Origin of the sequence: Streptomyces sp. NBC_00250, assembly GCF_036192275.1 — a bacterium.
Lineage (GTDB): Bacteria > Actinomycetota > Actinomycetes > Streptomycetales > Streptomycetaceae > Streptomyces.
Genome location: NZ_CP108088.1, coordinates 3,981,907 through 3,994,570, shown reverse-complemented (window position 1 = coordinate 3,994,570; position 12,664 = coordinate 3,981,907). Strand labels below are relative to the sequence as shown.

Annotated in this window: 13 protein-coding genes; 5 read left to right on the top strand and 8 right to left on the bottom strand. The window is 70.8% G+C overall.

Translation table 11 applies throughout. The features are described from left to right. Positions 1–135: 135 nt before the first annotated feature. From OG259_RS17895 to OG259_RS17885, 3 genes are all read right to left on the bottom strand, one after another. Positions 136–2,397 carry a VCBS repeat-containing protein gene (locus OG259_RS17895; protein ID WP_328943167.1) on the bottom strand — a complete coding sequence of 754 codons (2,262 nt, stop codon included), beginning with the start codon at positions 2,395–2,397 and terminating at the stop codon, positions 136–138. 265 nt (positions 2,398–2,662) lie between these two features. After that, positions 2,663–3,169 carry a mycothiol transferase gene (locus tag OG259_RS17890; RefSeq protein ID WP_328947112.1) on the bottom strand — a complete coding sequence of 169 codons (507 nt, stop codon included), beginning with the start codon at positions 3,167–3,169 and terminating at the stop codon, positions 2,663–2,665. 42 nt (positions 3,170–3,211) lie between these two features. Beyond that, a complete protein-coding gene (locus OG259_RS17885) occupies positions 3,212–3,613 on the bottom strand; it encodes a J-domain-containing protein (RefSeq protein ID WP_328943166.1) in 402 nt (133 codons plus the stop codon). Between the two features lie 151 nt (positions 3,614–3,764). Here OG259_RS17885 and OG259_RS17880 point away from each other — a divergent pair, with 151 nt between their 5' ends. Next, complete coding sequence (locus tag OG259_RS17880; RefSeq protein ID WP_266895180.1) at positions 3,765–4,601, top strand: M23 family metallopeptidase; 837 nt, start codon at positions 3,765–3,767, stop codon at positions 4,599–4,601. Between the two features lie 155 nt (positions 4,602–4,756). Here the strand turns inward: OG259_RS17880 and OG259_RS17875 are convergent, their stop codons facing one another. After that, positions 4,757–4,960 carry a cold-shock protein gene (locus OG259_RS17875; RefSeq protein WP_015035453.1) on the bottom strand — a complete coding sequence of 68 codons (204 nt, stop codon included), beginning with the start codon at positions 4,958–4,960 and terminating at the stop codon, positions 4,757–4,759. A gap of 261 nt (positions 4,961–5,221) precedes the next feature. Between OG259_RS17875 and OG259_RS17870 the strand changes: the two genes are divergently transcribed. From OG259_RS17870 to OG259_RS17860, 3 genes are all read left to right on the top strand, one after another. Beyond that, positions 5,222–6,094: a menaquinone biosynthetic enzyme MqnA/MqnD family protein gene (locus tag OG259_RS17870; RefSeq protein WP_328943165.1), complete on the top strand. Its 873-nt coding sequence runs from the start codon at positions 5,222–5,224 to the stop codon at positions 6,092–6,094. 281 nt (positions 6,095–6,375) lie between these two features. Then, on the top strand, positions 6,376–7,575 hold the full coding sequence (gene mqnC, locus OG259_RS17865) for a cyclic dehypoxanthinyl futalosine synthase (RefSeq protein WP_328943164.1): 1,200 nt from the start codon (positions 6,376–6,378) through the stop codon (positions 7,573–7,575). 16 nt (positions 7,576–7,591) lie between these two features. Continuing rightward, entirely contained in the window at positions 7,592–8,191 is a 600-nt protein-coding gene (locus tag OG259_RS17860) for a hypothetical protein (protein ID WP_328943163.1), read from the top strand. On the opposite strand, the gene OG259_RS17855 is transcribed toward OG259_RS17860, so the two are convergent. Beyond that, positions 8,176–9,006 carry a hypothetical protein gene (locus tag OG259_RS17855; RefSeq protein ID WP_328943162.1) on the bottom strand — a complete coding sequence of 277 codons (831 nt, stop codon included), beginning with the start codon at positions 9,004–9,006 and terminating at the stop codon, positions 8,176–8,178. The genes OG259_RS17860 and OG259_RS17855 overlap by 16 nt on opposite strands. Before the next feature lie 14 nt (positions 9,007–9,020). Beyond that, positions 9,021–9,623 (bottom strand): SigE family RNA polymerase sigma factor, encoded by a 603-nt coding sequence (locus OG259_RS17850; RefSeq protein ID WP_328943161.1) that lies wholly within the window; start codon positions 9,621–9,623, stop codon positions 9,021–9,023. Positions 9,624–9,750: 127 nt separating this feature from the next. On the opposite strand from OG259_RS17850, the gene OG259_RS17845 reads away from it, so the two are divergent. Continuing rightward, on the top strand, positions 9,751–10,446 hold the full coding sequence (locus OG259_RS17845) for a demethylmenaquinone methyltransferase (RefSeq protein WP_328943160.1): 696 nt from the start codon (positions 9,751–9,753) through the stop codon (positions 10,444–10,446). A gap of 4 nt (positions 10,447–10,450) precedes the next feature. Here OG259_RS17845 and OG259_RS17840 read toward each other — a convergent pair whose 3' ends face one another. Together OG259_RS17840 and OG259_RS17835 are read right to left on the bottom strand one after the other, a co-directional pair. Beyond that, positions 10,451–11,890, bottom strand: coding sequence for a phosphodiester glycosidase family protein (locus tag OG259_RS17840; RefSeq protein WP_328943159.1), 1,440 nt, complete (start codon positions 11,888–11,890; stop codon positions 10,451–10,453). After that, entirely contained in the window at positions 11,887–12,615 is a 729-nt protein-coding gene (locus OG259_RS17835) for a peptidase inhibitor family I36 protein (RefSeq protein WP_328943158.1), read from the bottom strand. Before OG259_RS17835 ends, OG259_RS17840 begins: the two co-directional genes overlap by 4 nt. Positions 12,616–12,664 lie beyond the last annotated feature (49 nt).

The following is a 12,664-nucleotide window of genomic DNA, read 5'->3' as shown; positions in this document are numbered from 1 at the left end:
GGTGATCCGGTGATCCGGTGATCGAGGCGGTTCGGCGGTTCGGCGGTCCGGTGGTCCGGTGGTCCGGAGTTCGCTGATGCAGCGATGCAGCGATGCAGCGATGCAGCGATTCGGTGGAGCGGTTGACGAGGGCGATCAGAAGACCGAGTCGAACCGGGCGGCGTCGGAGTGCACGGACGTGAAGACGCCCGGCTTGAACGGGCTCGTCGCGTCGCCGGTGCCCGTGTAGAGGCGGGAGCCGGAGGGCCCGGCGGCGTAGAGGTCCACCCGGCCGTCGCGGTCGGCGTCGCCGGCCGCGACGAGGTGGGTGAAGCCGCCCCAGCCCGTGCCGATCTTCACGCGGGTGGTGAACTTGCCGCTGCCGTCGCCCTGGTAGAGCCACAGGACGCCGGAGGTGTCGCGCGCGACGAGGTCGCCCGCGGCCGATCCGGCGAGGTTTCCGACGGCCGTGATCTGGTTGTAGATCCCCCAGCCGCCGCCGAGCCGGACGCGGGTGGCGAAGGGGGCCTTCCAGTCGCCGGTGCCCCGGTAGTACCAGAGGCTCCCGGAGGTGTCGGTGGCGAGGAGGTCGGACTTCCCGTCGCCGTTGAGGTCACTGCCCCCGGTGATCTTGTCGTACGCGTTCCAGCCGGAGCCGATCTTCGTGCGGGGCGCGAACGTGCCGTCGCCCTTGCCCAGGTACTGCCACAGGACGCCGTCCTTGTCGCGCGCGACCAGGTCGCCGGCCGTACCGCCCGCGAGGTTGCCGACGGCCTCCAGCTGGTTGTAGATCTGCCAGCCGGTGCCGATCTGCGCGCGCCCGACCGAGTAGACCTCCGAGGAGGCCCAGGTCTTGACGGTGTCGTCGCGGAACAGGCGGCCCGAGGCGTCGCGCGCGAGGAGATCGGGGCTGCCGTTGTCCGTGTAGTCGTGCGGACCCGCCTTGCGGGCGACCTTGAAGGTGCCGGTCCGCGCGAGGTCCGGGCCGATGCCGTTGAGCGGCTTGGCCCTCAGCTCCCAGACGTAGTCACCGTTGGGCGCGAAGGCGGCCAGGTCGCCGACGTTCTGGGCGGCCAGGCCGTCCCAGTCGAAGGTGATCTTGCCGCCCGAGACGCGGAACGAGTAGTTGTGGCCGGAGAAGGACCGCTGAGTCTTCCTGCCGGTGGCGACGTGGCGCAGGGTGACGGTTCCCTCCGCGTTGTACCGGGACAGGGTCCAGGTGAGGGCGGCCCTGCCGCCGTTCGCGTCGAGGTCGACCACCGGCGGAACGGAGGAGGACGCGAGGTCGAGTTCCGTCTTCCTGCCGGTGGTGGCGACGCGGGTGGCGACCGGCGTTCCGCCCTCGCCGGGGGCGATCTTGTAGACGCCCTCGCCGCCGTCGGCGAGGGAGCCGCCGCGCACGAGGACCGAGCCGTCGGGCGCTGCGGTCATCGAGTCGACGTGGTCCAGGAGCTTGACGGTGCTGCCGGGGGCGGTCAGGGAGCGGGCGACCAGCGGGTACTGCGCGGACGGGTACTCGGAGAGACCACCGCCCTTCTGCACGGTGATCGCCCAGCCGCCGACGGGGGCGGCGTCGAGAGCGGCTCCCGTGGGCGTCGTGCCCAGCGGGAAGGACGACCGGTCGCCGCCACCGCCGCGCGCGACGGTGACGAGCCGTGCGGCGGTGCCGGTGGGGTTGTCGACCCAGGCGAAGTGGGAGTCCGTGAGGAAGACGCCGGTCCTGGGCGCGCTGGTGCCCAGGGCGACGGTCTCGGCGATCCGGCCGGTGGCCAGGTCGACGGCGGCGAGGTGGTGCTCGGTCTCGTCGCCGGTACCCCGGGCGTACAGGATCAGCGCCGTGTCCAGGGTGGCGGCCTGGGCGCGGAGGATCCGCGCGTCGGTGGGGAGGGGTACGTCGAGGGTGATCGCCGAACCGCTCCCCGGGCTCAGCCTCTTCAGCACGACGTCGAGCTCGCCGCTGCTTTCGCGCCGCGTCATGACCAGCGTCCGCCCGGCGACCCCGGCGAGGATGTAGCCGCTGCCGCTGATGCCGTACAGGTAGGAGGTGGGGTTGGCCATGTCGCGTACGTAGTAGGTGTCTTCGGTCGCCTTGCGCATGAAGACGACGTCCGAACCACCGCCGAAGAACGCGGTGTCGGCGTCGAGGATCTTCGTGCTGCCGTCCGCGTAACTCGTCCAGCGGTACTCGGAGTTCTCGTTGACGGTCCGGCGGCTCAGGAAGCCGGTGGTGCCGGCGCTGAGGACCTGGATGTCGTTGTCGACGATGATCGGGGCGGTGACCCCGGTCTTCTGCGCGGCGGCCGGGCCGGCCACGGGGGCGGCGGTCGCCGGGGCGACCGTCACGGCCGCACCCGCGGTGACGGCGAGGACGACGGTCACTGCGGCTGTGAGACGGCGCGCGGACGAACGATGCTGCACGGTGAATTCCCCCCAAGGCAACCGGGCGTGGCGATCGCCACGCCCGGTTGGACTCATGATCGACGGCAGGGGTTGTGCAAATGCCTCGAACAAATGAGTCGTTGGGTCGAACTGGCCGGTCGGTCCGGCAGGTTGAACGCCGGATCGTCGATCCGGCCGTCCGCGGGTGCGTCGAGCCGACTGTCCGCGGCGACTGCCTCCGAGAACGGAACGGCTGCTGCCGGTCGCCCGTGTCCCCGCCCGCGCCCCCGTCTCCCCGGCGCCGCTACCGCCGCTCCACCGCGCCCCGTACGAACGCCGCCTGCCCCGCGTGCTGGAGGTCGTCCGCGATCACCGACACCAGCCGGACGCCCAGGGTGACCGGCGGGTCCCAGGCGGCGTCGACGATGCGCTCCAGGTCCGCGTTCGTCACCGGCCGCACCAGGTCGAGGGTCCGCGCGTGCACCGCGTCGTAGTAGCCGAGCAGCAGCTCCGCCGGGACGCGCACCTTGGCCACCTGGGCGCTCGTCTGACCGTAGCCGGTCGCCCGCTTCCCGAAGGGCAGGTCGAAACGGTCCCGCCAGCCGTCCGTGTCCCACAGCTGGTCCGTGTCGAAGGCGCCCGCGAGGTGATCGTCCTGGATCCGGGTGAGGTGCCAGACCAGCCAGGCGATCGAGTTGGCGTCCGGATCGATCCGGGCGGCGAGCTCGTCCTCGGTGAGGCCCTCCACGGCCTCGTGGACGACCTCCTGGACCCGGCCGAACGAGTCGGCGAGCAGACCGGCGCTGTTCATGGGGGACATGAGGGGCTCCTCTCGACGGCGAGTGAGCAGGGGTTACGCGCTCCGCTCCGCCCGCCACCGCTCGACCGTCGCCTCGACGTCGAACGGCTTCAGGTTCAGCGGAGGACCGGCCGGCGGGCGCAACAGGGCCTCGGAGATCCTGGTGTTGATCTCCCCGAGGATCCGGCGGACCTGGCTCTCCGAGACCGCCGCGGCCACCGCCTCCTCCGCGTCCTCGGCCGCCTTGCGCAGGGCCAGCGACGGCGGCAGCACGGACGCGCCCTCGCGGTGCATCTTGCCCTTGATCCACCACAGCTCGTCATACGGGGCCGAGTCGTTGGGGAGAGGCTTCCCGAATCCGGACAGACGGCTGAACTCTCCACGCTCCGACGCTTCGCGGATCTGCTTGTCCACGAACGACTCGAAGCTGACTCCGGGCGGTTTGCGTTCGGTCATGTGTCCAGACTACGTACGCCGCGCGGTAGGGGTGTGGTTTTCGCCGTCTACTGCGAGACGCGATCTTCCGGCACGCTGTGGTCCGTTCCCCGTTAGTCAACGCGCGTCGACCCCTGTCCCCAGGCCCCAACCCCCACGTACCGGAGGACGCATGCGTGCCCGGATCACCCCCCTCGGCACCCTGCTCGCGCTCGTCGCGGGCCTGCTCACCGCGCTCGTCACCACCACCCCCGCCCAGGCCGCGCCGCTCTTCAAGGCGCCCTTCCCCTGCGGCCAGACCTGGACCTACAGCCACCACTCGGCCGAGGTCCGCCAGGCCCTCGACTTCATCCGCTCCGACGGCGGTACGACCGCGGGCACCCCGGTCCTCGCCTCGGCGTCCGGCACCGCCTACCGCTACTCCCAGCCGTCCGGCGCGGGCAACTACATCGTGGTCGAGCACGGCGGCGGCTGGAAGACGTACTACTTCCACCTGAACGCCTACTCCGTCGCCAACGGCGCCCCGGTCGCCCAGGGTCAGCAGATCGGCACCACCGGCAGTACGGGCAACAGCTCCGGCGCCCACATCCACTACGAGCAGCTCTACAACGGCGTCGGGCAGCCGATCGTGATCAACGGCGCCTCGCTCGCGCCCTACCCGGGCTCGTACGGCTCCAAGTCCCTGACCAGCGACAACGGCTGCTCGGGCGGGGGAGGCGGAAAGTACTGGGTCGACACCTTCGCCAACGCCACCGGCTACGCCCAGGCGAACACCGCCTCCCCGCAGGGCGTGTTGAACGCCGGCACCAACTACGTCTACTGCAAGGTCTGGGGCCAGGAGATCCGTGACGGCTCCGGGAACTACAACCACTGGTGGCTGAAGACCGACCTCGACACCGTGTACGCCGGGAAGAACGGCCACGGGGCGTACGTATCCGCGTACTACCTGTCGCGCTGGGGCAACGACGAGGCCCGCGACAACAACGGGACCGTCATCCCGAACTGCTGAGAAGCCGCCGACAGGCAGGTGAACGGCAGGGCGGAAGGCAGGACGGAAGGCAGGACGGAAAGGCAGGACGGAAAGGCAGGAGCCCCGCTCGTGCCGAGGCACGGAGCGGGGCTCCTTGGGTACTGCTCTAGTCGTGCTTCGCCGACCCAGGCACCTTAGGCCGGGGAGACGTTCTCCGCCTGCGGGCCCTTCGGGCCCTGCGTGACGTCGAAGGTCACGAGCTGGTTCTCCTCGAGCGAACGGAAGCCGTTCGCGTTGATCGCGGAGTAGTGGACGAAGACATCCGGGCCGCCGCCGTCCTGGGCGATGAAGCCGAAGCCCTTTTCAGCGTTGAACCACTTCACGGTTCCGGTAGCCATGAGCCCTCCTATGGGCCAAAGGGTCGCCCTGCTCCAGAACCTGCAAACAAGTCTGAAAACTACAAAAGCCTGCGGGTCACATGCTCCGCAGGCTCTGTACTGCAAGGGAAACCAAACTGCAACTTGCGTTGAGCGTAGCACGCAGGTCGCCCGGGACGGTAGAGGGAAAGATCACGTCACTCGCATGTTTGATCTCGCTCCGTGTGCTGACGCGCGTGCCCCGGCGATGCCCACGGTACGAGACGGGTCTAGCCTCACGATGTGGACAATGCAACCGACGACCAGCAGCGCAGCCGGCCCCGCGTCGGGCACATCCAGTTCCTGAACTGCCTCCCCCTGTACTGGGGCCTGGCCAGGACCGGAACGCTCCTCGACCTGGAGTTGACCAAGGACACCCCGGAGAAGCTCAGCGAGCGGCTCGTGCGGGGTGATCTGGACATCGGCCCCATCACCCTCGTCGAGTACCTCCGCAACGCGTCGGACCTCGTCGCGCTCCCCGACATCGCCGTCGGCTGCGACGGGCCCGTCATGTCCTGCGTGATCGTCTCGCAGCGGCCCCTGGAGGAGCTGGACGGCGCCCGCGTCGCCCTCGGCTCCACCTCCCGCACCTCCGTACGGCTCGCCCAGCTGCTGCTCGCCGAGCGGTACGGGGTGACGCCGGACTACTACACCTGCCCCCCTGACCTGGGCCTGATGATGCAGGAGGCCGAGGCGGCCGTCCTCATCGGCGACGCCGCCCTCCGCGCCTCGCTGCACGACGCGCCCCGGCTCGGACTCCAGGTCCACGACCTCGGCCTCATGTGGAAGGACTGGACGGGCCTCCCGTTCGTCTTCGCGGTGTGGGCGGCGCGCAAGGACTACCTGGCGCGCGAGCCGGAGACCGTCCACGAGGTGCACCAGGCGTTCCTGGCCTCCCGCGACCTCTCCCTGGAGGAGGTCGCCAAGGTCGCCGAGCAGGCCGCCCGCTGGGAGACCTTCGACGCCGAGCTCCTGGAGCGGTACTTCCGTACGCTCGACTTCCGCTTCGGCCCCGAGCAGCTCGCCGGAGTCCGCGAGTTCGCCCGCCGCACCGGCCCCACGACCGGCTTCCCGGCCGACGTCGCCGTCGAACTGCTGCCGCCCGCACGGGATTAGCGGGGCGCGCGCCTTCCGGGTTCCCCATTCGGCTTCCGGTCGGTCTTCCGGTCGGCCTTCCCGCCGGTCTTCCGGTCGGTCTTCCGGTCGGTCTCCCGGAGGCCTTCCGTCGGCTTCCCGGAATTCGCCGTCGCGTCCCCGTTCGGTAATTCACCCCTTTATCCGTGTCCGGACCGTCCCTATTAACGCCGCACCCCCGCACGCCACCCGACGGAGGCGCTGAGGAGCGCTGGCGTAGGCTGGTTCGGACAGTCAGAACCCCTCCGAAAGGGACACACCCGGTGACCGAGAAGGCCGAACTCCAGTCTGTTCTCGACCGCGCTGCCGCGGGTGGCCGGATCACCCCCGAGGAGGCGCTCGACCTCTACCGCTCGGCGCCCCTGCACGCCCTCGGCTCCGCCGCCGACGCCGTGCGCCGCCGCCGGTACGCGGGGACCGAGCACATCGCGACGTACATCATCGAGCGGAACATCAACTACACGAACGTCTGCGTGACGGCGTGCAAGTTCTGTGCCTTCTACGCCGCCCCCAAGGACACGAAGAAGGGCTGGAGCCGCGACCTCGACGACATCCTGCGCCGCTGCGCGGAGACCGTAGAGCTCGGCGGCACCCAGATCATGTTCCAGGGCGGCCACCACCCGGACTACGGCGTCGAGTACTACGAGAAGCACTTCGCCGCCATCAAGAAGGACTTCCCGCAGCTGGTCATCCACTCCCTCGGCGCGTCCGAGGTCGAGCACATGGCCCGGATCAGCGGCGTCTCCGTCGAGGAGGCCATCACCCGCATCCACGCGGCCGGCCTCGACTCCTTCGCGGGCGCCGGCGCCGAACTGCTCCCGGAGCGGCCGCGCAAGGCCATCGCCCCGCTCAAGGAGAGCGGCGAGCGCTGGCTGGAGATCATGGAGATCGCCCACGGCCTCGGCGTCGAGTCCACCTCCACCATGCTGATGGGCACCGGCGAGACCAACGCCGAGCGGATCGAGCACCTGCGCATGATCCGTGACGTGCAGGACCGGACGGGCGGCTTCCGGGCCTTCATCCCGTACACGTACCAGCCCGAGAACAACCACCTCAAGGGCCGCACGCAGGCCACGCTCCTGGAGTACCTGCGGATGATCGCCATCGGTCGGCTGTTCCTCGACAACGTCGCCCACATCCAGGGCTCGTGGCTCACCACGGGCAAGGAGATCGGCCAGCTCACCCTGCACTACGGCGCGGACGACCTCGGCTCGATCATGCTGGAGGAGAACGTCGTCTCCTCCGCCGGCGCCAAGCACCGCTCCAACCTGCGCGAGATGATCGACATGATCCGCACCGCGGACCGCGTCCCGGCGCAGCGCAGCACCACCTACGAGCACCTCGTCGTCCACACCGACCCGGCGAACGACCCGGTCGACGAGCGCGTCGCCTCGCACATCTCGTCCACGGCGATCGAGGGCGGCACGGCGCACCCCGAACTCAAGCTCCTCGACGCCAACTGACGGAGCGGACGCGACCGTGCTGACGATCCACTACGCCGAGGCGTCGCCCGAGACCGCCGTTCTGGTCGACGGCGCGCTCGTCGCCGCCGTCGGGCCGTACGAGGACCTGGCCGCCCTGCGCCCCCAGGCGCGGGTGCGGCAGTGGCCCGGCATCCTCACGCCCGGACTCCTCAACCCGTACGGCCCCGAGCTGCTCGAAGGCATGTACCACCCGGACCCCCGGGAGGCCGCGGGGTTCGGCACCGAGCCGATCCCCGGCGAGCGGGCGCAGCGGATCTTCCGGATGGATCCCTCCCGCCGGGGCGCCTCCGCGCGCCGCGGCGTGCAGCGGATGCTGGCGCACGGGACCGTCGGCGTCGCCGGGGAACTGCGCGGCCAGGGCGCCGTGGACGCCGTGCGCCGGGCCGGGCTCGTCATCGGCCGGCGCCCCGACACGCTCCCCGGCCCGCCGTCCTTCTCACCGGCGCCGCTGGTCCTGCTTCCCGGCCTGGTCCCGGGAGGCCCGGCCCGCTTCGCCGTCTTCGACGTCCCGGACCGCGCCTCGCTGGCCCGCCTGGGCGCGTCCACCTGCGTCGCCACCGTCATCGGCGGGCGGCTGGTCTACCGCGCCCGCTGACCCTTCCCGGAGGGCGCTCCGGGAAGCCCTTCCGGGAAGAAGTCGGCCGAGCTGCGCGGCCCCTCCTCCGCCTCCATCGGACGTGCGTCCGCGTCCTTCACCAGCTCCAGGAAGCGCGGGTCGTTGGCGACGTCGAACAGATGCCGCGCCGTCACCGGCACCTCCGCCTTCCCGGCGTACACGGAGAGCTCGACCACGCTCTTGCGGTACCAGTACTGCACGGTCACCCTGCGGGTCCTCGACTCGCTGATCGGCCCGGTCCTCAGCTGCGTGTCCTCCTCACAGGTGGGGGCGTCCTTCGGCTTGTTCTCGCAGTACCGGCCCCGGTCATCGTCCGGCCGCACCGACACGACCATGCGGAAGGTCTCGCCGCCCGCCGTGATCCGGTACTCGGGCGTCCGGTCCTTCACCGGGCTGATGCCGGTGATCTTCGGGGGCAGCAGCTCGTCCAGCAGCGCCGCCATCTTCTGCTGGTGCTGCGCGCGGCGCTCCCGCTCGGGCCCGGACAGCCCCTCGGGGTTGTCCGGCGGAGTGACGCCCGGCGTCTCCTCCACGACCACCGGGGGGTAGCTCGTCCGCGCGCCCCCGGCGGGGGGCATCGACACGCCCGGGCCGGTCGTCCCCGCCAGCAGCGTGAGGCCGAGGGCCCCCGCCGTGACCACGCCGAACGCGGTCGTCGCGACGGCGATCCGGGCCCGGGCCCTCCGCCGCCGCCCCTCGCGCACGGCGAGCGGGGCGAGGTCGGGCAGCGGGGGAAGGCCGTCCGTCGTACGGTCCATGGCGTCGCGGAGCAGAGTGGTGTCGTCGGTGTCCACAGCGGACCCCTTCCTCAGATCGTGAGCCCGGCGTCGGCCAGGCGCAGGCGGAGTCGGGCGAGCGAGCGCGAGCACTGGCTCTTGACGGTGGCTTCGCTGCACCGGAGCTGCGACGCCACGGAGGCCACGCTCTGGTCGTCCCAGTAGCGCAGCACGACCATCGCCCGGGCCCGCGGCGGCAGCTCGGCGAGCGCCGCGAGCAGGGTGACGCGCAGATCGGTGTGGTCGGCGGCGGGCTCCGGCACGGTGCCCCCCGCCCGGGTGAGGACGAGCAGATCCCGCAGCCTCCGGCGCCGCTCCGCCAGGAACGTCCTGGTCAGCACGGTCTTGGCGTACGCGTGTGGATGCTCGGCGGTGCCCGCGCGCCGCCAGTGCTGGTACAGCTTGGCCAGCGTGGTCTGAGTCAGGTCGCGGGCGGTCTCGGGGTCGCCGCAGAACAGGTACGCCGTGCGGTACAGCCGCTGCTGCGCGACACGCGCGAAGTCCTCGAACCCGGCGACCGTCGCGTCGGCCCTCCCGGTGACGGTTCCGTCGGCCGTGCTGCCGGCCGGTCCAAGCCTCGCTTCGGTCGCCGGCCCGGTCGCTGATCCGGGTCTCGCTTCGGTCGGTACCGCCATCGCACCCCTGCCTTCCCCGCCGGCGTGCGCCGGCCGCTGTCGTGCACTCACCCCTCCTTGAGAGCGGCCGGGCCCAAAAGGTTGAAGCGGTTCGAGGAGGGATTCCGGCGGCTGCCACAATGGCCGGGTGACCCGAGCATCCCTGGACAAGCAGCCGCACGAAGTCGCCTCGATGTTCGACGACGTGGCGGAGAACTACGACCTCACCAACGACGTGCTCTCCCTGGGCCAGGACCGGCGCTGGCGCAAGGAGGTCGCCAAGGCGGTCGACGCCCGCCCCGCGCAGAAGATCCTCGACCTGGCCGCCGGTACGGCCACCTCCTCGCAGCCCTTCGCCCGCGCGGGCGCGTACGTCGTGCCCTGCGACTTCTCGCTGGGGATGCTCCGGGTCGGCAAGAAGAACCACCCGTGGATGCCGTTCACGGCCGGCGACGGCACGAAGCTGCCGTTCCGTGACGACGTCTTCGACGCCGTCACCATCTCCTTCGGCCTGCGGAACATCCAGGACACGGACCAGGCGCTGCGCGAGCTGTACCGGGTGACGAAGCCCGGCGGCCGGGTCGTCATCTCCGAGTTCTCGCACGCCACCTGGGCGCCGTTCCGCACGGTGTACGAGGAGTACCTGATGCGCGCGCTGCCGCCGGTGGCCCGTGCGGTGTCCTCGAACCCGGACGCGTACGTGTACCTGGCCGAGTCCATCCGTTCGTGGCCGGACCAGCCGACCCTGGCGGGGATGCTCCAGAAGGCCGGCTGGTCGAAGGTGGCCTGGCGGAACCTGACCGGTGGGATCGTGGCGCTCCACCGGGGGTTCAAGCCCGCGTAGTCGCCTAGGGCTTCGCGTACATGCCGTAGCCGCCGACGCCGGTGTACACCGAGTCCGCCACCTTCCGGTGCACGAACTGGCCGCCCACCCGGTCCGTCGGCGGCGTGTTCACGGCCGTGCCCGTCGGCGACCGCGTCACCAGGGTCGTGGAGCCGCCGCCGTCCAGGTTGATGGCGTCGATGATCCCGAGGTCGGGGTCGCTCAGGAGGGTGGCGAAGTTCCGCAGGTAGTCGCCGTCCTCGTTGGCCTCGGGGTACACGCCGTCCGCGGTGGTCTGGCCGCTGAGGGTGACGAGCACCGGGCGGCCGTAGACGTTGGTGCCGAGCGCCGTGCGCGAGTCGATGCAGATCTGCGTCGTGCCGTTCTTGCCGGTCCTCGGCTCGCTGCACGAGTTGGGCAGCTCCGTGGGGATCGTTCCGTTGCGCAGCAGCTGGTGGAAGGAGCTGACGACGTCGACCGAGTCGTCCAACGGGATGTCGCGGTCCTGGGTGACGTCGTGGAGCTTCTGGTCGATCGTCACCCGGTCGTCGACGGCGAGCCGGTCGCGGAGCCACTGCGCCCCGGTGCCGATGCCCTGGATGATGCGGCCGCCCGCCGGGACGACGGTCCCGCCGCGGCCCTCGCCGACCTTGGTGACGACGCCGTGCGCGTCGACGACGACCTCGAAGCCGGCGTCGGTGGTGGCGACGATGCTCGGGTCGGTTCCGGGCTTGGGCACGGGAAGGCCGTAGTCGTCGGTGAACACGACGATCTCGTCGGGGTCGGTGTAGACGGACGGCTTCGTGCTCACCAGGGTGTCCTCGGCGTCGCGCGCGCAGTGCGGCGGTCGGCCCGGGGTCCGGTTGAAGTCGTCGATCCGTACGGTCTCGCCGGAGGGCCCGATCAGCTTCAGGTCGGTGAGGAGCTTGGTGATGTACGGGGTGCCGTACTGGATCACCGCACCGGTACTGCCCTTGCCACCCATCCAGCAGCTGGAGCTGTGGAGGACGCCGTCGGTGGCCGAGACGCTGGAGTGCGCCGCTGTGTCCGCGGCGCCGGCCCCGGCGGGTTCCGGCTGGAACAGGCCGCCGTTGACGCCCGCGTACGGGTGGCGGGTCGCGGCGGAGACCTGGGCGAGCTGATCGATCACCTTCTCGGCCGATCCGCCGTTCGTTCCGATGGTGCTCTCCAGGGTGAGCGCCCCGGCGGTGGGGTCGATCTCGACGATCTGGAGGATCCGGGGCTTGGCGCGGTTGTCGGGGCTCGTTCCGTTCACGAGATCGACGTTCTCGGTCCAGGTGGTGCGGGTGACACCGGCGGCGATCTTGACCGGCGCGCCCTCCGTCCACTTGGCGAGCGGGGCGGTCACCGGTTCTTCGGCGTTCGCGGCGGGGGAGGTGAGGGTGAGGGCGGCGCCGAGCGCGGCGGCCACGGCCACCCAGGGCCGGAGGCGGTTCCTGGTCACTGGCATTCCGCCGTTCCGTCGACGAGCTCGTGCGAGTGGATGTTCTTGACGAACGGCTCGGGGATGGTGGTGCTGTCGCCGCGCAGGACGACGTACGCGCCGTACTTCTTGGAGTCGACCGGGTCGGTCCAGCTGCCGGTGAACGTCGGCTCGGGGTAGAAGCAGACGTGCTTCTGCGTGCGGTTCCAGACGGACTTGGGCGCGGCGCCGCCGGCGTAGCTGTTCCCGTAGTTCTGGGTGGTCGGGTCGGTCTTCGGGAGGTGGACGGTCATCGCGCCGCGGCCGTTGGGCTCGGGGAACGTGCAGACCCGGTTGTCGGGGCAGCGCTCGTAGCCGGTGAAGCAGCGGGCGCGGGTCGGGACCAGCTTGTGGGAGCGGACGGCGCCGGCCGCGTAGGTGTCCTTGTAGGTCGGCTTGACGGTCTGCAGGGCGCCGCCGTACCGGGGGTCACCGTAGACGCAGGCCCAGAGGTCGGTGTTGTTCTTCGCCGACAGGGTCTTGCCGTCCCAGGTCGGGTCGTAGCTCTCCAGGTTCTGCAGGCCGGTGAAGTCCCGCCGTTCGCCGGTCCCGTTGGTTCCGGAGTAGAGGCAGAGCGTGGCGGCCGGGCAGTCGGCGAAGGCGGTGGTCTCCGCGTTCGCGGGCAGCACGTAGAACAGGGAGCAGAGGAGGGCGAGGGCGGCTGTGATCAGCCCGCCCCGCCGTATGTCGATGCGGAGTTCGGTCACGGATGATCATCGTGCCATCACGCACGGCACAGGGGAACATGTGTTCACC

Excerpts from the sequence above, each read along its gene's own strand:
- OG259_RS17875 (WP_015035453.1), bottom strand. The coding sequence starts at position 4,960 with ATGGCTACCGGAACCGTGAAGTGGTTCAACGCTGAAAAGGGCTTCGGC.
- OG259_RS17885 (WP_328943166.1), bottom strand. The coding sequence starts at position 3,613 with ATGACCGAACGCAAACCGCCCGGAGTCAGCTTCGAGTCGTTCGTGGAC.
- OG259_RS17890 (WP_328947112.1), bottom strand. The coding sequence starts at position 3,169 with ATGAACAGCGCCGGTCTGCTCGCCGACTCGTTCGGCCGGGTCCAGGAG.
- OG259_RS17880 (WP_266895180.1), top strand. The coding sequence starts at position 3,765 with ATGCGTGCCCGGATCACCCCCCTCGGCACCCTGCTCGCGCTCGTCGCG.
- OG259_RS17850 (WP_328943161.1), bottom strand. The coding sequence starts at position 9,623 with ATGGCGGTACCGACCGAAGCGAGACCCGGATCAGCGACCGGGCCGGCG.